This window comes from Paenibacillus sp. J23TS9 (genome assembly GCF_018403225.1).
In the GTDB taxonomy this organism is placed as follows: domain Bacteria; phylum Bacillota; class Bacilli; order Paenibacillales; family Paenibacillaceae; genus Paenibacillus_AQ.
On the sequence record NZ_BOSG01000001.1, the window covers coordinates 675,748 to 698,724 of the forward strand.

The following is a 22,977-nucleotide window of genomic DNA, read 5'->3' on the forward strand; positions in this document are numbered from 1 at the left end:
TTGTCATAGTAAAGGAGCATTTGGCATGGGTAAATCAAGGAAGAAAATTCAGATAATTATCCTGCTTTTGATCGTTGTTCTGGGCGGATATGCCATTGTTTCGCAAGTGTCTGGTTCGGGCGGCAAGCCTACGGAAGGCAGCAAAGCGCCGAATTTCGACCTTCTCGGTCTGGATGGCAAGGCTCATAAGCTGGATGAATACAAGGGAAAGGCTATGGTTCTTAATTTTTGGGGAACCTGGTGCGGACCTTGTGTGAAAGAAATGCCGGCTCTGCAGGCACAATGGGAAAAATGGAAGGATCAAGACGTGGTTGTGGTCGGAATTAATGCCGGTGAGGACAAGATGGCTGTCGAAAATTTCGTGAATAGTGTTAACGTGAATTTCCCGATTCTTCTTGATCCGAATAAGGATGCTATCGCAAAATACGGCATTTCGCCGTTGCCTACCACCCTTTTTGTGTCCAAGGACGGGAAAATTAACAAGATTCATCTCGGTCAACTGGATTTGGCCACCCTCGACAAACAAATTGCAGAGCTGGTGAAATCGTAATGTTACAAGAAGTAATCGCTTTTAAAAACACAAAATGCGAGTGCGGACACCAGAATCCGGTGGGCACCGTACTTTGCGAGGCCTGTGGCAGACCGCTTGAAGAAGAGGACCGTGAGTCTACCGAAGTTCTGGAAATGCGTTATGACGGAATGGCGCGCAGATCGCAGCGCGTCAATCCGAATTTCATTGACCGCATTTGGAACTTCTTTTCTTCTGTCAAAATAGCAGTATACATGATCATCCTGACGCTGATCGGTTCGATGCTCGGTTCGATATTTCCTCAGGAAAGCACTTTCCTGAACGTCGATCCTTCGACCTATTACAAGGATACCTATGGAACCTGGGGCCTGGTCTATTACAAGCTTGGATTGACACATACTTATGAATCCTGGTGGTTTATTCTGCTGCTCGTGATGATTGGCGCATCGCTGATTATATGCAGCTTGGACCGGGTTCTCCCGCTTTATAAAGCACTTACCAAACAAAGAATACTTAAGCACATGCAGTTTTTGACACGACAGAGGGTTGTTTATCAGGGCCCGGTTGGAGGTACAGTTGAGGATTGGATGAAGCAGGTGTCAGCCCCGATCAAAAAGAAGGGCTATCGTGTGTACACAGACGGAAACGCTCTCTTGGCGGAAAAATACCGCTTTAGCCGCTGGGGCCCTTATGTTATTCACATCGGCCTCATCATCTTTTTGCTTGCCGTTCTGGCACGTGGTTTGCCTGGACTGAAAATGGACCAGCATATTCCTTTTCCCGAAGGGGAAATCAAACACATACCGGATACTTCGTTTTATCTGAAAAACGAGAAGTTCACAGTCGAGTATTATACGCAGGAGGAAATGCCGGAGGAGTTCCGCAATAAAGGCAAGACTCTTCCCAAGCTGTTTAATACCCAAGCTACATTGTATCAATGCACTGCCGATTGTGATGATCCGACCAAAGAACCAAAGCTTGAAGAAGTGACAAAGCATAATATTCAGGTGAATGATCCTTTGGACTACAAGGGCCTGATGGCATACCAGTTTGACTATGACATGACTCCGATATTGCGAGCGGTGAGTCCATCTTTGGTAGATGTCAAGACGGGCCAAGACTTCGGGAAATTCAAGCTGGATATCAGAAATCCGCAACGCAACTATACGGTTGGCGACTATTCGCTTGAATTGAAAGAAAAGTACAATGACTTTGGTCTTGATGAAAATGGCAAGCCTGTCACGAAAACTCCGAATCCAAATGCGCCGGCATTTCTTTTCCTGATTAAAGGTCCGGATCTGCCAGCTGCGGGTGTGCAGTATATCTATTTTCCGAAAGAAATTGATAAAGAGCGTTTTCAGCAAGATGCCATCAACACCAAGCTGAATGGAGGAAGTGCTCCACTCATGCTTGACGTGAAGGGTATGGAAAATGTCGATTTCTCTTTATCTACCTCATACTTGAATATTCGCGTGGATAAGGTAATGCCGTTTATCTGGATCGGCGCCAGCATCGTGATGCTTGGCCTCGTGCTGGGATTCTACTGGCAGCACCGCCGGATCTGGCTGCGGATTGATGACGGTATGTTGACACTCGGAGCACACACCAATAAAAACTGGTTCGGCATACGCCGGGAGATCTCGGCCATTCTGAAAAAAATGAATCTGGATGTGGACGAAAAGTCCATGGATAACGGAGGAAAAAACGCATGAAGTTATTGGATTTCAGCAGCAATATGTTTGTCGTTGCATTCTTCCTTTACTGCGCGGCATTTATATTATTCGCCGTTGCTCTGATGGGCCGCAGGTGGAGCAATCGCGACCCTGAAGCACATATGAAAAAATGGGGGGGGATCGCCTTTCTGGGTTCGTCCCTGGGTCTGATCTTCCACCTGATATTTTTCGTGACCCGCTGGATTGGCGGCGAACATATACCGGTTAGTAACATGTATGAATTTATGTCATTCCTGTCGATGATGGTTATGGTCGCGTTTACGGTCGTATACCTGATTTACAGAAAGACATTGCTTGGCTTGTTCGCCGTACCGATTACCATCATTATTATGGCATATGCTGCGGTGTTCCCGCAGGAAGTGCAGCCGCTGATTCCATCGCTGCAATCCTACTGGCTCAAGATTCACGTTACTTTAGCTGCAGCGGGTGAGTCCTTCTTCGCCATCGGCTTTGCAGCCGGATTTATGTACTTGATTCGCACGGTTGATTTTAAGAGTAAAGAGAAGAAAGCGAAGAAACAGCAGCGCTGGGTGGAAGTTATTTTCTTTTCAATCATCCTTGTTATATCCTTTATAGCTACTGTATTTATTTTCCGCTCAGCCGGTTATGAGTCGGTGTTTACCCAAACGAAAGTAACGGGCCAAGTAGGGGCACAAACAACGATTACCGAGAAGGTATCCTATAAACTGCCGCCGATCGTTGCACCGTATCACAGCAAGATCGAAAGCTATGAGCCATTCCTGGGCATGAGCAAGCCGTTGTTTAATGCTCCATCCTGGATGAACGGGGTAAATGCCGGACGTAAATTCAACACGATTATCTGGTCCGTTCTCACCGGCCTCATTCTTTACGGTATTCTGCGTCTGATCGTCCGCAAGCCGCTTGGCCGTGCCGCTTCTCCTTTAATGGATGGCATTGATGCAGACGATTTGGATGAGATCAGCTACCGCGCCATTGCGATTGGTTTCCCGATTTTCACTTTAGGTGCTCTCATCTTTGCGATGATTTGGGCACAAATTGCCTGGGGTATCTTCTGGAGCTGGGATCCGAAAGAGGTATGGGCGCTCATCTGTTGGCTGTTCTACAGTGCTTATCTGCATCTCAGACTTTCCCGCGGCTGGCAGGGCAGCAATTCGGCCTGGCTCGCGGTTATCGGCTTCCTTGTAGTTATGTTCACCCTGGTCGGGGTAAACCTGGTTATTGCAGGTTTGCATTCCTATGCAGGTGTTGAATAACATTCATTAATCGACAAAAACCATCATAAAGAGAATCCGTTTCGCATTTGATGTTGAATGTTGAAGCGGATTTTCGCTATAATTGTCCTTTGAGAGCAAGTGGAAGATCTTCGTATGAACATAAAGGGGTTGTTGTCTATGTCAGAGCACGGAAATCGAATACTGGTTGTGGACGATGAAGAACGGATTCGACGTTTGCTTAAAATGTATTTGGAAAAAGAAGGTTATGAAGTGGAAGAAGCGGAAGATGGAGAAACTGCGCTGCGCAAAGCTTCGAATCAAGATTATGGTCTTATTCTGCTGGATTTGATGCTGCCAGGAATGGATGGCATGGAGGTCTGCACCCGTTTAAGACAATTAAAATCAACACCGATCCTGATGCTGACGGCCAAGGGCGAGGAAATCAACCGTGTTCAAGGGTTTGAAGTCGGAGCGGATGATTACGTTGTTAAGCCGTTTAGTCCCCGGGAAGTTATATATCGTGTAAAGGCGATCCTGAGACGTTCCTCAGCCACGGCGTATTTGTCGAAGGATAGTAATTCCAGCAATAATATCGTATTTCCTTACCTTGTCATTGAACATGACGCACACCGGGTAACCGCAAGCGGACATGAAGTCAGTTTGACACCGAAAGAATACGAGCTTCTGCATTATCTCGCAGTTTCACCTGATAAGGTATTTTCAAGAGAAGAGCTGCTGAAGGATGTGTGGAATTACGAGTTCTTCGGTGATCTGCGTACCGTGGATACGCATGTCAAAAGATTAAGGGAAAAGCTGAATAAAGTATCTCCGGAGTCGGCTGCCATGATTACAACCGTATGGGGAGTCGGTTATAAGTTAGAGGTGCCAAAGTAACGTGAACTTCTGGACATCTCTGGTCGGTAAATTGTGGGCAACGATCATATGCCTGGTGGCATGTATTCTGATTATCATGGCCTTGTTCCTGCTTCCGTATATCGATACCAATTTCTCGAACAATTCCGGAGACATTAAGCGTCTATTTACGTATACGGCGATCATCGGCTTTTCGATGACCACCTTTTTTGCGCTATTCCTTCTCACTAAAATTACTCAGCCTATGCAAAAACTGATCAGCGCAACAGAGGCGATCAGTAAAGGCGAGTATAGTACCCGTCTGTCCATCGTAACCAGCGATGAGATTGGAAAGCTCGCTAATACGTTTAACCATATGGCTACTGAGCTTGAAGACAATATCCGCAATCTCAATCAGGAAAAAGAACACTTGGCTAGTGTACTGCGAAGCATGAGTGATGCAGTGATTACGATTGACAATTCTGGCCATATTATTTTGACTAATCCACCGGCCCAGAAGCTGATTCCCAAGTGGAAGGATATCGATTGGGATATGGATCAGTCAGAAGAGCTTGAAGGTCCATTCGAGGAAAAGGTGCCTAAACCGCTGCTGGATTTGTTTGAACGGATGCTTCAGGAAAGTGCGGATGTAAGTGCGGATGTGCATGTTAAGCAGGGGGTATGGTCTGTCCATATGGCTCCCCTGTATGCTGATAATGATATTCGCGGCGCTGTGGCAGTGCTCAGAGATATTACCGAACAGGTGAAGCTGGAGAAAATGCGACAGGATTTTGTGGCCAATGTGTCCCATGAAATCCGGACACCTCTTTCGATGATGCAGGGCTACAGTGAAGCTTTGCTTGATGGAATGGCTGCATCTCCGGAAGAGAGTGAGGAACTGATTCAGGTTATTCACGATGAATCCTTGCGGATGGGACGGCTGGTAAAGGATCTGCTTGATCTGGCTCGAATGGAGGCCGGGCATACGGATATACAGCGGAGCAGGCTGGATGTAAATGAGCTGCTCGAACGCGTATACCGTAAATTCTCCGTACGGGCGAAGGATAATGTAATCGAGCTATCTTACATTAAAAAGTCGGATGATCTCTTTTTGGAGGAGGCGGACGAAGATAAGCTGGAGCAGGTGCTCACAAATCTTCTGGACAACGCATTCCGCCATACACCTGAAGGCAAGCAGATCCGTATTGTAGCCGAACGGGTAGGAGAGGGACTTGCTACTGATCTGCAGATAAAGATCGAAGATGAAGGTGCAGGAATCCCTCAGGAAGATATTCCGTTTGTATTTGAACGGTTTTATAAGGCAGATAAAGCCAGAGTGCGTGGAGGTTCCAATGGAACGGGGCTCGGGCTTGCCATCGTGAAAAGTATCGTAGAATCCCATTCCGGATCGATTCGGGTTACAAGCCAGCTTGGCGAAGGAACCATATTCTCGATACGACTTCCTGTCGAAAGCCATAAATCTTGATAGCATACCAAGAAACACCTCATTCTGGGGTGTTTTTTGTTGAAGTTGAAAGATTAATCTTGTTCAACGTGGAACAATCGATGATGCCCAAAAAGCGCTTACCCTCTAATAGGGCATGCGCTTTTTGGTTATTTGATTTAATTTTGCGTGAATCGTTACAGGGTAATTTCGATGGCACGGTTCAGTTCAGCAAGGGTTGTCAGCTGAACCAGCACATCTTTTTGGACAGCTTTGTCAACGGACAGAATCATAATGGCCGCGCCGCCGATGATCTTACGACCCACCTGCATGGAGGCGATGTTGACGTCGTTTTGGCCAAGAAGCGTACCGACACTGCCGATAATACCTGGCTTATCGTTATGGGAAATGAGAATTTGATGGCCTTCCGGTGCCATATCAACAGGGAATTTGTCAATTTGTACGATCCGTTCGCCATAACCGTTCAACAGGGTACCGGCAACCAGAGTTTCCTCATTGTTTTGTGTCTTCAGGGTGACTGTCAGCAAATTCGTGAAGCCCTTGGACTTCGAAGCTTGGGTCACAACCACGTTGATATCCCGCAATTTAGCGAGATGCATGCAATTGACGATGTTTACTTCGCTTCCAAGATGATGCGCAAGCACACCTTTCACAATATAACGTGTCAGTGGCAGTGTATCCACATCCGACAGGTCGCCCGCATAGTCTACATGGATCTCATTGACAGCTTGGTTGGCAGCTTGTGCAGCAAAGCTGCCGAGCTTCTCACCGATTGAGAAGTAAGGCTGCAGACGGCTCATGACGCTTGCGGCTACCGGAGGCATGTTCACAGCGTTTTTAAACGGTTCGTTACGAAGGATATGAAGTACTTCCTCCGATACGTCAATGGCCACGTTTTCCTGGGCTTCAACGGTCGAAGCGCCAAGGTGAGGTGTCACAATGATTTTTGGATTGGTAAGGAACGGATGATCCTTTTCCGGCGGCTCACTTTCAAATACGTCAAATGCTGCGCCAGCTACGATGCCTTCATTAATAGCTTCCACGAGAGCCGTTTCATCGATGATGCCACCACGTGCGCAGTTCACAATACGCATGCCCTTTTTCATGACTTCAAATTGCGGACGGGAGATCATATGATGTGTTTCAGGCGTCAGCGGCGTATGAACGGTCATGAAGTCTGCATTCCGAACGATGTCATCCACGGATGCCAGCTTGACTTCCATCTTTTCAGCACGCTCCTGAGTCAGGAAGGGATCGAACGCCAGGATGTTCATACCGAATGCTTTCGCACGCTTTGCTACTTCACTGCCGATCCGTCCCATACCCATGACGCCGAGAGTCTTATTGCGAAGTTCGACGCCCAGGAAGGATTTCCGGTCCCATACGCCACCAACCGTTTTGGCATAAGCCTGTGGAATATGCCGAGCCAGAGCCATCATCATGGCAAAGGTGTGCTCACAAGTGGTAATGGTATTGCCGTCAGGAGCATTAATAACGATGATTCCGCGCTTGGTAGCTGCCTCAAGATCAATGTTATCCACACCTACGCCGGCGCGGCCAACCACCTTGAGATTTGTACCTGCTTCCATAATTTTTTCCGTGACACGTGTTTGGCTGCGGACGAGAAGGGCATCATACTCTCCGATAATGGCAACAAGCTCATCCTCTCCGAGTCCCGTCTTTTTCTCTACCAGGACATCGGCTGCATCCATCAGCTGCTGAATTCCCAGATCACTGATTGGATCCGATACTAACACTTTAAACATGGTTTCTTTCCTCCTCATTCTGTTGGAAAACATATATAATAGAGGGCTGTATTTCACAAAAAATACATTCCCGTAAAACCATACTCAGATGCTTTGTGGAAATATTGTATTCCCTGGGCAACGCGGTGCTGTATAAAAGAGTGAAGGTATGCTGTTACTCGGATTCCGCCCGCAACTTGGGAGAACAACGGACAAATGGCTTAATATAACAAAAAAACCCTCAATCCGCACACTACTTGCGTAGTAAGGGACGAGAGTTGTTCGTGGTACCACCCTAATTCACCACCGGATATTGCATCCGGCAGCCTCAGAGGCCTTCTAAAGACCTGATTTGATAACGGAAATGACCCGGTCGCACCTACTGTAATGTTCAATGCAACTTCTCTGGAACGCTAAGACGGCTTGACTGTCACCGGTTTGCACCAACCACCGGCTCTCTGAAGACTTTCAAGGGTCTTTTTTCCTTCATCGGTTTTAACTCGTTAATTTTTTCATAATGTATCACGGCCCCGTGATGGCTGTCAATAGGGAATCTTGGCTCCTTGAATCTTCTGCGCTAAATCTGCTATGATTTTTATGATATTATTTGACGTTTTCCTGTGGGCATTGTCGCTTTATGACTCGAAAAAGAAGGGAAGCTGGGGCAGCAGCTCATTTCCGCCGTATTGTGCCTTCAGTTTAATAAAATCCTTCGGATGAACGGCATTCTTTTTACGTAGAAAGTTAATGGTCTCCTGAAGTGAGTTAAGTTTATACGTTTTGGTCTTTCCTGCTGCAATCCAGGAATCAATGAATGCGGTGACATCCTGCGGATCGGCTGCACTGAAGAAGGCGCTGCTCAGCATGATGGAGGCTACCGCTTCGTTTTTCACCATCAACGGGTAAGATTCCCATTCGGTCAGTTTTAGGGTTGAGGGCATGATATATTGATTCGGGATGGACGGACTCACCTTTGTTCCCCATTTCAGCATGGAGGAATAATATTGTTTTTGAGCCAAGAGACCGTATTTCACCGCATTTTGATAATATGCATCCTCTTCGAGCGAATCAAGGATAGTTTTTGAATTCGATTCCGTCACAGCCGCGTGTTGAGCAGCCTTACTGAACAACCGCAGGCTTTTCAGTGTGTTATTTTGGGACTGCTGCAGCAGAGGTGAAGAGTCATACATGGAGATTTGGAGAACCTCATTATATTTTTGATCTGCCAGCTTGGAAAGGCTTTTGAAAATGCCGGATTTTTCTTTCGCAAAGATACCAGCAGTTTCGGTTTGTGCCAGCCATTCGCTCTTGAATTCCCGATAAGGCAAAAATACGGTATGATAGAAGGTGACGACATCCTGCTGCTGGTAGGAATCGGTGAAATCGGGTGTAGCGGATGATAACTTCAGATAGTTGTACTTTTCCTCCATACGGTTGGCACCTACCTGAACCCCTGACAGAAACGCTGCTGCTGTCACAATCAATGCGAGTATAAATAATAGGCTGAAGTAAAGCTCGAAACGGGAGGGGCGGTTTTTCATGATCTCTTGCACTCCTTCAAAATGGTGATGATCCTTGTATCGTTTAATAACTAAAGACAGGCAGGCATAATATGAAAAAATTTAAATTCCGTGCGCCGAAGTTGAAGCAGGCGACACCAGATCAGCTGACAGACCGTCTGCTCCTGATCAATCTTTATCTTACACAAGGTCTTACCTTAATTATCGGATTGGCCTGGATATTATTTCAGAAGAGAAATCCTTTCGAATTATTCGTGCCGCATAAAGGTGACTATTTTGTGGCTTGGGGGCTGGGACTGGCTGCCGTCATGTTTTTAATTGATTTTCTGGTGTCCCGCGTAACGCCAGAGGAAGTCATGGATGACGGCGGAATCAACAACATGCTGTTTCAAAACCGTCCTGTTTGGCATATTGTATTGATAGCGGCTCTGGTGGCGGTATGCGAAGAGCTGCTGTTCCGGGGTGCTATCCAGCATTCATTCGGTCCGTACTGGACCAGTATTTTGTTCGCCGTGATCCATGTCCGCTATTTGAAGCACTGGATTCCGACGGGCTGGGTATTCCTGAGCAGCTTCGGACTCGGTTATATCTACATACACTCCGGCACACTTCTTGCCCCTGTGGTATGCCATTTTGCGATAGATTGTATTTCCGGGTTAGTGATTCGATTTCGGAGGGAATCATGAGTAGTGAATTAAGCAGAGTTGAAACGTATAACAGAAGCCGAAAAAAAAACCAAACAAAAAAGCCCCCTGCAACTTCTGAAGAAGCTCCTAAGGCTAAGCCCGCGAATAGCCGTAGGGAACAGAAGAAGCCGGCAGCTGCCCCTCCTTTAAGCAGGGTGAGGGCAATGAAGGAGAGGAAAAGCCGCGGAGTTTTATCTTCTCCTGCAGACAGCCGGTCAGAAGCCCCGCAGGTATCTGATCCAAAGCCGGATCCCAAACAGACATACCCTTCCCGCGCACATAAGCATAAAGCGGGTTATGGAGCTGCAAGCACAGAAGAGGAGCTGGACTCTGCCCCGGCACGTTCTGAAACCTATGGTTCACGCAGAAATGTGATCAGCAAGTACTTTACCAACTCTTTATTTTTCTTGTTCCTTGTTCTGACGGTATTTCTCGTATACTGGGGTGTGAAGGGTGCACCCCCACTGGAGGACTTATGGTAACGGCAGTGCTGCTTTGGATCGCCGGATTCCTTGTTTTATGCTGTGTGCTGATTTTTGCAAGGATGTCCTATGAGGCACGGCTTCATGCCGTTACGCATTCAGAAGTTATAATGGAAGGCTTGCCGGAAGCTTTCGATGGCTGCAGCATTTTTTTTATCTCCGATATTCACAAGCGCAAGCTTTCGGACAAATATTTGCAGGAATTTAAAGGCAAAGCGGATTGGGTAATTCTTGGCGGGGATATTATGGAGAAAAACGTTCCGTTAGAGCGTGTGAAGGAAAACTTGGAGATTTTATCAGACTTGGGTCAGGTATACGCCGTATACGGTAATCATGATCTGAAGGCAGATCCCGAAGGATTGGAACAGGTGCTAAGAGATACGGGTGGAATTCTACTAAGGGATCAGAACATACGGCTGGAACGAGAAGGAGAAGAGGTATGCCTGACAGGCGTCGACCAGCCGCTAACCAAGCGGGATGGTTATCCTGGGGTTCCGGATTTGCCGGACGGTGATATTAAGGCGTGCAGGATTGTTGTGGTACATGACCCCGCCTGGATCCGCTATGCTTCCGATAAACCGGATCTGATTCTTGCAGGGCACACACATGGCGGGCAAATCAGACTGCCATTTTTCGGGGCGATCAGATTGAACGCTTTTTACCGCAAATATGATTGCGGCTGGTTTAGATGGTATCAGCCGCAGTCTGCTGTGAAGCTGCCGCAAATGCTGATCAGCCGCGGATTCGGCAATAGGCGCGTCGCGCTCCGCTTATGCTGTCCTGCCGAGATGCACCTTATTCGGTTGAAGAAGGGCACGGCTGGTAAGCTGAAGTAATTTTCCTGTATATACGAAAAGGCACTCGCCCCGACAATGAATTGGGAAGAGTGCCTTTGTTTAGTTTCGTCACATTATCTCATATCAAGTTCAATACTGCGGGGATCCACAAACGTGTAGCCCTTGCTCTCAAGCTTGGTCAGCAGTTGATCAAGCGCTTCGGTGGTCCATGAGAGCTCATGCATCAGAATGTTGCTTCCGGCATGCAGCTGGTCCATAACGTTTTGGATCACCTTATGTGGATTATCTGTCCCTTTGGACTTCATCGTCCAATCGAGAGAACCGTTTGACCAGGTCATGTACAGAAGTCCGTTTTCCTTCGCGATCTTCTTGCCCACATCTCCGCCTTCACCGAAAGGAGGCCGGAAGAATACAGGCGATTCTCCAATTGTATCCTTTACGATCTTTTGTACATCTTCAATTTGCTTTTTCACTTTTGCTTCTGGTTCTTTTCGCAAGGAAATGTGATCCCAGCTGTGATTGCCGATTATCTGTCCACGGTCATGGATCAGCTTAAGCAAATCCGGATTTTCTTTGACACGGTATCCATTTACGAAGAAAATTGCTTTGGCATGATGCTTGTCCAGCGTATCAATCAAGCTGTTAATCCATTCAGCCTTTTTAGGACCATCATCGAATGTCAGCAGCACGACCTTTTTCTCCGTGCCTTCTTCATTTGGGACAATATTGTATGCCTTATTCATGTGGTATTTCAAAGGTACGGCAGCAGTTTCACCATTTTGTCCCGCCGCGTTATCCTGGGTACCATCATTTTGCGTGCCTGTTTCTTTCGTTCCGTCTGGCTCATCTTTGCCGGCTTCTCCGGATTGATTTCCATTGGAAGCATTCTCATGTCCTGAATCATCATTTGAGCCTTGAACGGCTGTTGTCGTCGTTTTAGTGTTGTCTTGGGTAGTCGTGTTTTGATTCTTGTCTGCAGTCGTTTCGTTTTTGCCGCCGCATGCGCTTAACAACAAGGCAGTCACAAGAAGAAGCGCAGCTGTCTTTTTAACCATTTTTCCATCTCACTTTCCTGTTTTTATGCCGCATGAGTATGTCCTTTTCCGCGAACAATACACTTGAGTTTATCACATAAGGAGGTTGTAATTGTGAATACTTCGTCATTTATAAGCGGTGTGCTGATTGGTGCCGCAGCTACGGCTATCATGTCCAAAAACAAAGGCTCGATCACTTCCGCAATTACTCAAAATGCGGGGAAAATGATGGATATGAGTTCCCTTGGAATGAATAGTTCAGGGAGCCATAGCAGCCAACATGTCCAGACGCACTCCAAGGATCAAAGTATGAAGCAAATCAATGACTTCATCAACTCGAATCCAGACGTGAAAAGAGAAGTGGACATGATTATGAAGGAAACCAATACGGTCATACCTGGAATGTAAACGAAACGCAAGCCTTTAGAATCATTTTTAGAGCAGGTAATGCTCGAAATGATTCTTTTTTTTGTCTATTTTACAGCGTGCATTTCTGGTTATATAATGATAACATACTTACATAGAACTATTTTCAGCACACATTATGGGGGACATCATAATTTGTTATATCATTGCTTACAGAGGAGGATCCTGTCATGAAAATAGAACGATTGAGCTCAGATAAGATACGGATTTTCCTCACGTTCGACGATTTGAGTGAGCGCGGAATCCAAAAGGAAGACATGTGGCAAGAGCTTCCAAAGGTCCACGAGCTGTTCACCGAAATGATGGATCAAGCCTATAATGAACTTGGTTTTGACGCAACTGGACCGCTCGCTGTGGAAGTCTTTGCTCTGCCTGCTCAAGGCATGGTCGTCATCGTGACACGTGGGAAATATGATCATTCGCATTACAGTCATTTAGGGGAAGATGAGCTGCCCGAAGAAGTGTATGAAATGGAAGTGACCCTGGAGCAGAGCGACTCCATCGTGTATGCTTTCAACGATTTTGAAATACTGATTGAAGCTGCGCATGTTCTCGGCGGTCATATTACAGAGGCAGGCCGTCTTTATCACTATAAAGATAAATGGGTGCTGTACATGGATCCTGAACTGATTGATTCCAGCAAGCATCCTTCACTCATAGCCGTTTTGGCAGAATACGGAGAAGCTGCTTCCTATACAGAAGCTGTTCTCGACGAATACGGTAAGGTTGTCATGCAGGAAAATGCTATCGCGGGCATACGCGAGCATTTCAAACGACAGGATTAATTTTGGTGAATCATCCCATGAACAATGATTTCATGGGATGAATTGCTTTTTTAAAGCGATAAACACACGGGAAAAGGGGGAAAGAAACGGTGCTTTGGTTTTCAGTCATAGCTTCGGCGCTAGCGCCGGGTCTGGCCCTTTTGACGTATTTTTATCTGAAAGACAGATATGAGCAGGAACCACTCATGATGGTCATCAAGGTGTTTGTGCTTGGTTTTCTGATTGTTGTGCCGGTAATGATCATCCAGCGGGGGATGACGAACGGGTTTGGAGGCAATCCATATATCGAGTCATTCATCATTTCATCGTTTGTTGAGGAGTTTCTGAAATGGTTTGTATTGTACCATATGATTTACAACCATACGGAATTTGACGAGCCTTACGATGGGATTGTGTACGCGGTCGCCATTTCGCTTGGATTTGCTACGGTGGAGAATGTCATGTACGCCTGGTACAGCCACGCTTCCATCGGAGCGATGTTCCTGCGGGCGCTGCTGCCAGTCTCAGGCCATGCCATGTTTGGGGTTATGATGGGTTATTATCTGGGACGCGCCCGCTTCTCCACGGGAAGGAAAGCTAAGCGTTACTTGATTTACTCCATGATCATTCCTTGGTTCTGGCATGGCGTTTATGATCTGATTCTTGCCACTATGACCCAGTACTGGATATGGTTTATCGTTCCGTTAATGGCGTTTCTGTGGTACGGGGGAATGGGGAAGGTATACCGGGCTAACAACCGCTCTCCGTTCCGGTTCGTCAAACGTGAAGAAGAGGTTAATACCTAATAAAAATGGGCACACTTTATCCTACGAGATTCCAATTTTGGAAATTTGTACAGGATGGAGGGTGCCTTTTTGCGTGTCAAAGTCACGATTGTATGCAAACAATGCGGAGAACGTTTTATATTAAGGGGAAAAAGAGACCGGGGACGGATTGAGACGGGTTTTAAGCAATGCCTATGCAACAATAAAAACCTGTTCGATATTGAAGAGCTGCCGATCTAAGCTGAAAAACCGGTAAAGTAAACTGCCATAAGATGCATAAGACTCCTTTCTTCTTGTCAAACTAACAGCAGCAACGATATAAATTGGACTAAAGAATCAAGGAAATACAAGGCTAAACTTTAGTTCATTTTATGTGGTAGATTGATCAAAATCAGCTGTGATATGCCGCGGGCTTTGGTTTGATCTAAACAGTTGAAGAAAGGAGACTCAAGCAATTATGTACAAGCGACTAAGCGCTGTTTTGTTTCCCATCGTCACCCTCTTTATGATCGGGGCTTTCGTGTGGGGGTATCAGGAGAATCAAGAGAAAAACGCAGTTCTCATCAAAGCCGAGAACCAGTACCAGCGGGCTTTTCATGATTTGTCCTATCATATGGACCGATTGCATAGTGAGCTTGGCAATACGCTTGCGGTCAGCTCTACCTCCAACGCAATGCACCGCAAAGGGCTAATAAATGTTTGGAGACTGACTAGCGAGGCCCAGAATGAGATTAACCAGCTGCCGCTGACGATGCTTCCTTTTAATAAGACAGAGGATTTTCTGTCCCGGATTTCAAATTTCTCGTATCAGACCTCGATGCGTAATTTGGATAAGGAGCCATTGTCACAGGATGAGCTTATAAACCTGAAAACTCTGTATAAGAACTCGGCTGACATCACCAAGGATCTGCAGACGGTGCAAAGCAAGGTTATTCAGAACCGGCTTCGCTGGATGGATGTAGAGAGTGCTATGGCCACTGAGGAAAAGGCTCTCGACAACACGATCATCGACGGTTTCAAAACGGTGGACAAGCGGGTTGGTGAATATCCGGAACTAAACTGGGGACCGGCTGTATCAAGCATTTACGACAAGCGTTCTGTTAAAATGCTGTCCGGCGTAGCGGTATCCAAGGAGGATATTAAGCGTAAGGCTGCGAAATTCGCGGATGCAGGCCCAAAAGCCTCCATTCAGGTAACAGAAAACGGTAAGGGAACGGATTGGGAATCCTATACGGCTACGGTTAAATCCAAAAACTTGCCTGCGATAGTTTCCATGGACTTTACCAAAAAAGGCGGACTTCTGATTAGCTACCATGACAATCGGAAGATCGGTAAGAAGTCGGTTACCATTAAGCAGGCCAAAGAAAAGGCCAGCCAGTTTCTGAATAAAAAGGGCTATAAAGATATGACAGCTGTGACCGCGGACCAATATGGGAATATGGGTAACCTCACTTATGTTAGTGTACAGGACGGTGTTTTGATATATCCTGAAAAAATCACGGTCCGAGTCGGCTTGGATAATGGTGAAGTCACAGGGTTCCAAGCAAGCGATTATGTTTATGAGCATAAAGGCAAACGTAATTTGCCGAAGCCAAAGATGACCATTGATGAGGTTCGCAAAAAGATAAACCCCGAGTTCAAGGAGACTTACAGCCGGTTGGCATTGATTAAGGATGACCAATCCAAGGAAACGCTCTGCTATGAATTCGGAGGAAACATTAATGGAGCGAGATACCGTTTATACATGGATGCTGCTGACGGCTCCGAAAAAATTGTTGAGGAGCTCAAATCTTCAGACCAGCAGGCGGCTGTAAAATAAATGACTTTTAACCCAGCTATCAAGAAGCCTCTTTCGTAAAGAGGCTTCTTTTTTGCTTAAAAACACATATTACCTGTGACGAAAGACATGGTATAATCAGGATATGCGGTTAATATATGAGCTGGCGGTGAACTTTTTTGTATCCTAAAATTGGTGACTTATTGTTTATTAGCGTAGATTCAGGGGATGAAAAAGAAGCGAACGTTCAGTACAAATCCAGAATTGGGGATATGGACGAGGATTCGATTCTCATCGAGGTGCCAATGCAGGAGGGCACCGGACGGCTGAAGCGATTGTTTATCGGGGACGAGCTATCCATTTTTTTTATGACCGAGGGCGGAATCAAAAACTATTTCAATTCTTATGTCTTTGGATATAAAGAAGATGTTATTCGAATGGTACGGATCCGCAGACCCGAACCCGAATCCATCAGTAAAATCCAGCGGCGCAGCTTTTTGCGTGTCCATGCTGAGCTTGAGGTAGCTGTCAAAACGGACAAGATGCTCCGCTTCGTTGCCCGTACGGATGATGTGGGGGGGGGCGGATTGTCCTTCTACTGCGACGCCAACCACCGTATTTCGGAAGGGGAAGGCTTATCTTGCTGGGTTCTCGTTCCATATAAAAACGGAAGTATTGAACATGTGCCGTTTAATGGGGAAGTCGTCCGCATCAAGGTGCTTGAGAATGGCCGCAAAATTGTCATGGTCAAATTCACAACAATTGCAGATATGGAACGCCAAAAGCTGATCCGTTATTGCTTTGAACGTCAATTTGATTTCAGACGTTAAAATGTCCCTGCTTAAAAGATGATTCAAGAATAAAGCAGCCATTTTCCGGAAACATTATAGGAAAAATCCGGGAGTGCATCTTTATGAACGAAAAAGAGCAGGTAAAACAGTATTTGCTATTATTTGAAAGGCTGAATGCACAAGCAGGAAAGTTAACCAAGATCCTGCTGATCTTTTTAATCGCTGCCTTAATATTCTTTCAAGCCGCACTGCATATCCGTTATCTGCGCCCTTTTATTTCACCGGTGGATCGACTGGATGGCATCCCTGTCAAGGAGCGGAATGTCAAGGATTGGCATGACTGATTTCATGGGTCTTTTTTGCATCAGTGTATGTTGTGTGGTATAATTTTCACGTCGCAGGCAGTGCCTGCTTTTTTCTTACGTTTGTGTTTGAGGAGGAATGCCCCTTTGGATAGGCAGGGGACTGGAAACAACTTGAAGATCAATATTGCAATTGATGGTCCTGCCGGGGCAGGCAAAAGCACGATTGCCCGCTTGGTGGCCAATGAGCTGTCCTACATATACGTGGACACTGGGTCCATGTACCGGGCAGTAACCTGGTATATGCTGAAGCATAAAATTTTACCGGAATTTTCCGCTGAAGTGCTTCAACATGCTCAAAACATGGTGATTGAATTAATACCGGGTGCCAATGGGCAGAAGGTATTGGTGGATGGTCAGGATGTATCGCCGTTTATCCGTTCACAGGAAGTGAATGGCATGGTGTCGCAATATGCGCAAATTGAAGGGCTACGCAAGCATTTGGTAGCACTCCAGCAGCAGATGGCTGCACGCAAAGGCGTCGTTATGGATGGACGGGATATCGGAACAACTGTACTGCCGGATGCCGAATTGAAAGTTTTCATGACGGCCAGCGTCAAGGAACGTGCTCTCCGCCGTTTTAAAGAGATGAGTGATGCACCAGGGTTGACCTTGGAACAGCTTGAGAAGGATATTTCAGAACGTGATCGTCTGGATGAAGGTCGTGAAGTTTCACCTCTGCGTTGTGCAGAAGATGCCATCGTTCTGGATACGACGCAAATGGACATCCCTCAGGTTGTGGAAACGATTGTTTCTTATTGTAGAACTCATACGAACTCATAAGGATGGGGAGAACGAAACATGATTTATATTTTTTGCCGGGGATTGCTGCGGGTGATATTTGCTTTTATGTACCGTCTTGAGGCGGTAGGCAAGGAAAACATCCCGGAGGAAGGCGGAGTTCTGCTCTGCTCGAATCACATCAGCTTACTTGATCCCATGACGGTGGGAATTAAATTCAGACGCAAAGTCAGGTTCATGGCTAAAGCAGAATTGTTTAAGGTTCCTGTTCTTGGCTGGCTCATCACACAGCTTGGCGCATTTCCGGTAAAACGCGGAGGCGTCAGCAAAGAATCCTTTAAGACATCCCTGAAAATTTTACGGGGTGGCGAAATCATGGGGATCTTTCCGGAAGGAACACGTAATTCTGACAGTGGTGCTGCGAAAAAAGGTGCTGCAAGCTTTGCTCTTCGAAGCGGAGCCGCAGTCGTGCCGGCTGCAATCATTGGTGATTACAAGTTTTTACGGAAAATGAAAGTTATATACGGGAAGCCGCTAGATTTATCCGAATTTGCTGACATGGAGTCCGCAGAAGCGGTAGATGCAGTGACTGACAAAATAATGTCCCGCATTCATGAGATGCAGAAGACCGGAAAGCCTACGGTGAATTAACGGTCCCGTGCATGAAGGCAAGCACTTATTGGAAAGATATTAAACACATATTTGAATGTTTTGAACTCTGCTTCAGCAGGTTTGAATAAATGGCTTTTTTTGAATTGAGGAGGGTATTGACATGTCGGAAGAAACAAAAAATCAGGAAGTTGAAGTAAACCAAGAGGAAATGGACCAATTCGTATCCTTGAAAAAAGGGGACACCGTGAAAGGTTCAATCGTCAAGCTGGAGGACAACCAGGCTTATGTAAGCATTGGATATAAATATGACGGTGTGATTCCGATTCGTGAGCTGTCTTCTGTTCATCTGGACAACGCATCGGATGCGGTTCAGGTTGGTCAAGAAGTTGAATGCAAAGTGGTCAGCATTGACGACGAAAAGGAAAAGCTTGTTCTTTCCAAACGTGCGATCGATAGCGAAAATGCATGGGAAGAGCTCGAAAAGCATTTTGAAGCTAAAGACGTGCTCGAAGTGACTGTAGCAGACGTGGTTAAAGGCGGCCTCGTTGCTGACGTGGGTGTACGCGGCTTTATTCCTGCTTCCATGGTAGAACGTCATTTCGTTGAAGATTTCAGCGACTACAAAGGACGCACTTTGCGCGTGAAAGTGAAAGAAATTGACCGTGAAAACAACAAGGTTATTCTTTCCGCTAAAGATGTTCTCGACGAAGAATTCGAGTCCAACAAAGTGCAAGTGATGTCCCAGCTTCAAGAAGGACAAGAAATCGAAGGTACCGTTCAACGTCTGACGCAATTCGGCGCATTCGTTGATGTAGGCGGAGTAGACGGACTGGTTCACGTGTCTGAAATGGCATGGAATCATGTTGAAAAGCCAGCCGACGTTGTTTCCGAAGGAGACAAAGTGAAGGTTAAAGTCCTTAAAGTAGACCCTGAAAAAGGTAAAATCAGTCTCAGCATGAAGGCTACTCAACCTGGACCTTGGGATTCTGCTGCAGAGAAATTCAACACAGGCGATGTGGTTACAGGCGAAGTTAAACGTCTTGTGGCATTCGGCGCATTCGTTGAGCTTGCTCCAGGAGTTGAAGGACTTGTTCATATTTCCCAAATCTCTCATAAACACATCGGAACTCCGCAGGAAGTCCTGAAAGAAGGACAAGAGGTTCAAGTGAAAATCCTTGACATCAACACTGCAGAAAAACGTGTGAGTCTCAGCATCAAAGAAACAGAAGAAGCTCCGGCTGCTGCTCCTAGATCGGAAAGACCAGCTAGAGGAGGAAGCAGCAATCATAAGGATGAGCTTAAGGACAATCCTAACGTATCTCTGAGCAACCAAGGCCTCAGCATTACGCTTGGAGAGCGTTTTGGAGACAAACTCAGCAAATTCAAATGATTTTTGCAGTCTCGGAAATGACAATCGGCGAACCCTTTACCGGGTTTTCCGATTGTTTTTTTTTAGACGTAAATTACTTTATCTTTTCCGTTATCATCTTGGCATAGGATTCGCTAAAATGCAGTGAAAATATGGCACAAAGGTGCATGGAAACCATTTTCTACGGAAAAATAGGATTAAAGTGAGCATAGTCAGATGAAACGTTAGCCAAAATAAGTGTTTTTTGCTATGATGATAATCGTAAGTATTGACAGGAGGAGTGAATATGGCAAGACCCGTAGTAGCTATCGTTGGCAGGCCTAACGTTGGCAAATCAACCATTTTCAACCGTTTGATCGGCGATAGACTGGCCATCGTGGAAGATAAACCGGGAATTACCCGTGATCGAATTTATGGTGTTTCAGAGTGGAACGGAAAACCGTTCAGCGTCATTGACACTGGTGGTATCGAGATTGATGGAGACGATGAGATCTTAAAATCTATCCGCATGCAGGCAGAGCTTGCGATTGAAGAAGCGGATGTCATTGTGTTTATGTGTGACGCTAAGAGCGGATTGACACAGTCTGATGAAGAAGTAGCTCAAATTCTATTTCGTTCCGGTAAGCCGATTGTACTGGCCGTGAACAAGGTCGATAACCTCGGCCGTCACGACGAGATTTATGAATTCTACAGCCTGGGATTTGGAGACCCGATTCCAATCTCCGGAAGTCATGGCACAGGGATTGGCGATTTGCTGGATGCAATCGTCGAGATTCTGCCTGAATTAAATGATGATGAGTATGATGAAGATGTTATTCGTGTGGCCTTGATTGGTCGGCCGAATGTGGGCAAATCCTCACTGGTTAATGCGATTCTTGGCGAAGAACGTGTCATTGTCAGCGATATCGCAGGAACCACACGGGACGCAATCGATACGCCTTTTGAGAAAGATGGACAGCGGTATGTGCTTATTGATACAGCTGGTATGCGTAAGCGTGGGAAAGTATATGAAACAACGGAAAAATACAGTGTTATGCGTGCCATGCGTGCCATTGAACGTGCTGATGTGGTGCTGATCGTAATTAACGGCGAAGAGGGAATCATCGATCAGGACAAGCACATTGCCGGCTATGCATACGAAGCGGGCAAAGCATCACTATTCGTTGTGAATAAATGGGATGTTGTGGACAAAGATGATAAAACGATGCTGCAGTTTGATAGAAAGATCCGTGATCATTTTCTTTTCATGACCTACGCACCGATCGTGTTCTTGTCTGCCAAAACGAAGTCGCGTTTACATAAGCTGCTTCCTGTAGTTCAGCATGTGGCTGAACAGCATAATCTTCGAGTACAGACCCATCTTCTTAATGACGTAGTTTCCGACGCGGTGGCAATTAATCCTCCTCCGACGGATAAGGGAAGACGTATGCGCATTAACTATGTAACCCAGGTGGCTGTGAAGCCACCAACCATAGTTGTTTTTGTCAACGATCCTGAACTGATGCACTTCTCCTATGAGCGTTACCTGGAGAACAAAATCCGGGGAGCGTTTGATTTTGAGGGCACACCGATTAGAATCTTTACTCGGCGCAAATCGGATGAAAGTTAGGGGAGAATAGATTGATTCTACAGATCATAGCTATTGTTCTGAGTTATCTGCTCGGCTCTGTCAGCTTCAGCGTCGTGCTGGCTAAAATGCTTAAAGGGATTGATATCCGCCAGCATGGAAGCGGGAATGCGGGAGCAACCAATACACTTCGTATTCTGGGCAAAGGACCGGCAATTGTCGTGCTCCTGCTCGATGTTTTAAAAGGAATCGTTGCCGTATGGGTTGGCAGATGGCTTGGAGACGGAAATGAATGGATTCCTGCTCTTTGCGGCATTGCTGCGATCATCGGTCATAACTGGCCGATCTATTTCCACTTTCGCGGAGGCAAGGGTATTGCCACTACGATTGGCGTAATGGCCACCCTCAGCTTTGTTCCGGCCTTATGTGCGGGAGCTATCGCGATACTGCTTATTGTAATCACACGTTACGTATCTCTCGGGTCGCTCGTATTTGTAGCGCTCACCCCAATTTCTCTATTGATCTCTGGTTTGATCTTTGGTTTTGACTGGTCCGTCTTCTGGTCCAGCTTCGTTATCTGTTTGTTTGCCTTCTGGAGACATCGAAGCAATATTGTGAAAATTGTTCAAGGTCGGGAAAACAAGATAGGCTCCGGAGGATCCAAAGGAGGAAAGGGAATTGTCAAATAAAGTAGCTGTACTAGTGGCTGGCAGTTGGGGAACGGCACTGGCTAGCGTCCTCGCCGCCAATCATCCGGATGTGGTGATTTGGAGCCGCAATGCTGAACAAGTACAGGAAATTAACGGAAAGCACATGAACAGCCGCTATCTTCCAGAGGTAAGTCTGCCTGAGAATCTGAAAGCGACAACTGATATGGAAGAGGCAGTCAATGGAGCAGCCGCTGTGTTGATTGTTGCGCCTTCCAAAGCGATGCGCGAGGTTGCACGGTCCTTAAAAGCCTATTGGCGTGAGGATATGATATGTATACATGCAACGAAGGGTTTTGAAACTGAGACCATGAAGCGGATGTCCACGGTAATCTCCGAAGAGCTCGGATGCACGGAAGGGGATATTGTCGTCCTCTCCGGACCAAGCCATGCGGAGGAAGTGGTCCGGCGCTGCCCTACCACGGTCGTCGTCGCATCTCTCAATCAAAAGGCTGCTGCAGTTGCTCAGGATCTGTTTATGAATGCGGATTTCCGTGTGTACACCAATCGGGATATGCTTGGTGTGGAACTCGCAGGTGCACTGAAGAACATTATTGCACTGGGTGCAGGCATGTCAGACGGCCTTGGCTACGGAGACAATGCCAAAGCAGCTCTTCTTACACGGGGCCTTGCGGAAATAACCCGTATCGGTGTCGAGATGGGAGCAAATCCGCTAACGTTTTCTGGACTGGCAGGTGTCGGAGATCTTGTTGTTACCGCTACCAGCCAGCACAGCCGTAACTGGCGCGCAGGTTCGATGCTCGGCCAAGGGACAAAGCTGGATGAAGTGCTGAATTCCATGGGCATGGTGGTGGAAGGGATCCGCACGACCAAGGCGGCTCACACAATTTCAGAAAAATTCGGTGTTCAGATGCCTATAGCTGACCAGCTGTATCAAGTGCTTTTTGAAGACAAAGACCCGCGTATTGCGGTGGAAGCGTTGATGGGGCGCGATCCCAAGACGGAAATGGAGTCGATGAAGCTCGCAACTTGGGAGCAGTGGCACAGCTGATGCTTTTCACCTTTCGGGGCAATTC

At 46.5% G+C, this 22,977-nt stretch carries 24 protein-coding genes and 1 other annotated feature; of the genes, 21 read left to right on the top strand and 3 right to left on the bottom strand.

What is annotated here, in order from left to right:
* Positions 1–25 precede the first annotated feature (25 nt).
* The 5 genes from resA (at position 26) to KJS65_RS03445 (ending at position 5,796) form a co-directional block, all read left to right on the top strand.
* On the top strand, positions 26–550 hold the full coding sequence (gene resA / locus KJS65_RS03425) for a thiol-disulfide oxidoreductase ResA (protein WP_136606225.1): 525 nt from the start codon (positions 26–28) through the stop codon (positions 548–550).
* Complete coding sequence (resB, locus tag KJS65_RS03430; RefSeq protein WP_213648576.1) at positions 550–2,241, top strand: cytochrome c biogenesis protein ResB; 1,692 nt, start codon at positions 550–552, stop codon at positions 2,239–2,241. Before resA ends, resB begins: the two co-directional genes overlap by 1 nt.
* On the top strand, positions 2,238–3,497 hold the full coding sequence (ccsA, locus tag KJS65_RS03435; protein ID WP_213648577.1) for a cytochrome c biogenesis protein CcsA: 1,260 nt from the start codon (positions 2,238–2,240) through the stop codon (positions 3,495–3,497). The genes resB and ccsA overlap by 4 nt, the downstream gene beginning before the upstream one ends.
* Before the next feature lie 138 nt (positions 3,498–3,635).
* Entirely contained in the window at positions 3,636–4,352 is a 717-nt protein-coding gene (locus KJS65_RS03440) for a response regulator transcription factor (RefSeq protein WP_136606222.1), read from the top strand.
* 1 nt (position 4,353) lies between these two features.
* Entirely contained in the window at positions 4,354–5,796 is a 1,443-nt protein-coding gene (locus tag KJS65_RS03445; RefSeq protein ID WP_213648578.1) for a HAMP domain-containing sensor histidine kinase, read from the top strand.
* Positions 5,797–5,951: 155 nt separating this feature from the next.
* Here KJS65_RS03445 and serA read toward each other — a convergent pair whose 3' ends face one another.
* A complete protein-coding gene (serA, locus tag KJS65_RS03450) occupies positions 5,952–7,541 on the bottom strand; it encodes a phosphoglycerate dehydrogenase (RefSeq protein WP_213648579.1) in 1,590 nt (529 codons plus the stop codon).
* 243 nt (positions 7,542–7,784) lie between these two features.
* Positions 7,785–8,019 (bottom strand) — a binding site (T-box leader).
* Positions 8,020–8,155: 136 nt separating this feature from the next.
* Positions 8,156–9,061, bottom strand: a complete 906-nt coding sequence (locus tag KJS65_RS03455) for a hypothetical protein (protein ID WP_213648580.1) — start codon at positions 9,059–9,061, stop codon at positions 8,156–8,158.
* Between the two features lie 71 nt (positions 9,062–9,132).
* Between KJS65_RS03455 and KJS65_RS03460 the strand changes: the two genes are divergently transcribed.
* From KJS65_RS03460 to KJS65_RS03470, 3 genes are all read left to right on the top strand, one after another.
* Positions 9,133–9,726, top strand: a complete 594-nt coding sequence (locus tag KJS65_RS03460) for a CPBP family intramembrane glutamic endopeptidase (RefSeq protein WP_213648581.1) — start codon at positions 9,133–9,135, stop codon at positions 9,724–9,726.
* 164 nt (positions 9,727–9,890) lie between these two features.
* The gene (locus KJS65_RS03465) at positions 9,891–10,208 is read left to right on the top strand and encodes a hypothetical protein (protein WP_213648582.1); all 318 of its coding nucleotides are present in this window, start codon (positions 9,891–9,893) and stop codon (positions 10,206–10,208) included.
* Positions 10,202–11,044 carry a metallophosphoesterase gene (locus tag KJS65_RS03470; RefSeq protein WP_213648583.1) on the top strand — a complete coding sequence of 281 codons (843 nt, stop codon included), beginning with the start codon at positions 10,202–10,204 and terminating at the stop codon, positions 11,042–11,044. Before KJS65_RS03465 ends, KJS65_RS03470 begins: the two co-directional genes overlap by 7 nt.
* A 74-nt stretch (positions 11,045–11,118) precedes the next feature.
* On the opposite strand, the gene KJS65_RS03475 is transcribed toward KJS65_RS03470, so the two are convergent.
* A complete protein-coding gene (locus KJS65_RS03475; RefSeq protein ID WP_213648584.1) occupies positions 11,119–12,060 on the bottom strand; it encodes a polysaccharide deacetylase family protein in 942 nt (313 codons plus the stop codon).
* A gap of 93 nt (positions 12,061–12,153) precedes the next feature.
* On the opposite strand from KJS65_RS03475, the gene KJS65_RS03480 reads away from it, so the two are divergent.
* From KJS65_RS03480 to KJS65_RS03540, 13 genes are all read left to right on the top strand, one after another.
* A complete protein-coding gene (locus KJS65_RS03480; RefSeq protein WP_213648585.1) occupies positions 12,154–12,447 on the top strand; it encodes a hypothetical protein in 294 nt (97 codons plus the stop codon).
* Positions 12,448–12,635: 188 nt separating this feature from the next.
* Positions 12,636–13,250: a genetic competence negative regulator gene (locus KJS65_RS03485; protein ID WP_213648586.1), complete on the top strand. Its 615-nt coding sequence runs from the start codon at positions 12,636–12,638 to the stop codon at positions 13,248–13,250.
* A gap of 89 nt (positions 13,251–13,339) precedes the next feature.
* Positions 13,340–14,035, top strand: a complete 696-nt coding sequence (gene prsW, locus KJS65_RS03490; RefSeq protein ID WP_213648587.1) for a glutamic-type intramembrane protease PrsW — start codon at positions 13,340–13,342, stop codon at positions 14,033–14,035.
* 69 nt (positions 14,036–14,104) lie between these two features.
* Positions 14,105–14,254, top strand: a complete 150-nt coding sequence (locus KJS65_RS03495; protein WP_213648588.1) for a hypothetical protein — start codon at positions 14,105–14,107, stop codon at positions 14,252–14,254.
* Positions 14,255–14,471: 217 nt separating this feature from the next.
* Positions 14,472–15,833: a germination protein YpeB gene (gene ypeB, locus KJS65_RS03500; RefSeq protein WP_213648589.1), complete on the top strand. Its 1,362-nt coding sequence runs from the start codon at positions 14,472–14,474 to the stop codon at positions 15,831–15,833.
* 137 nt (positions 15,834–15,970) lie between these two features.
* Positions 15,971–16,621: a flagellar brake protein gene (locus tag KJS65_RS03505; RefSeq protein ID WP_213648590.1), complete on the top strand. Its 651-nt coding sequence runs from the start codon at positions 15,971–15,973 to the stop codon at positions 16,619–16,621.
* A gap of 83 nt (positions 16,622–16,704) precedes the next feature.
* Entirely contained in the window at positions 16,705–16,926 is a 222-nt protein-coding gene (locus KJS65_RS03510) for a hypothetical protein (protein ID WP_213648591.1), read from the top strand.
* A 105-nt stretch (positions 16,927–17,031) separates the two neighbouring features.
* On the top strand, positions 17,032–17,727 hold the full coding sequence (cmk, locus tag KJS65_RS03515) for a (d)CMP kinase (RefSeq protein WP_244864361.1): 696 nt from the start codon (positions 17,032–17,034) through the stop codon (positions 17,725–17,727).
* 18 nt (positions 17,728–17,745) lie between these two features.
* Positions 17,746–18,336, top strand: a complete 591-nt coding sequence (locus tag KJS65_RS03520) for a lysophospholipid acyltransferase family protein (RefSeq protein ID WP_213648593.1) — start codon at positions 17,746–17,748, stop codon at positions 18,334–18,336.
* Positions 18,337–18,457: 121 nt separating this feature from the next.
* Positions 18,458–19,687 (top strand): 30S ribosomal protein S1, encoded by a 1,230-nt coding sequence (gene rpsA / locus KJS65_RS03525; protein WP_213648594.1) that lies wholly within the window; start codon positions 18,458–18,460, stop codon positions 19,685–19,687.
* 265 nt (positions 19,688–19,952) lie between these two features.
* Entirely contained in the window at positions 19,953–21,275 is a 1,323-nt protein-coding gene (der, locus tag KJS65_RS03530; RefSeq protein WP_213648595.1) for a ribosome biogenesis GTPase Der, read from the top strand.
* A gap of 11 nt (positions 21,276–21,286) precedes the next feature.
* A complete protein-coding gene (gene plsY / locus KJS65_RS03535; RefSeq protein WP_213648596.1) occupies positions 21,287–21,922 on the top strand; it encodes a glycerol-3-phosphate 1-O-acyltransferase PlsY in 636 nt (211 codons plus the stop codon).
* Positions 21,912–22,952: an NAD(P)H-dependent glycerol-3-phosphate dehydrogenase gene (locus KJS65_RS03540; protein WP_213648597.1), complete on the top strand. Its 1,041-nt coding sequence runs from the start codon at positions 21,912–21,914 to the stop codon at positions 22,950–22,952. The genes plsY and KJS65_RS03540 overlap by 11 nt, the downstream gene beginning before the upstream one ends.
* Positions 22,953–22,977 lie beyond the last annotated feature (25 nt).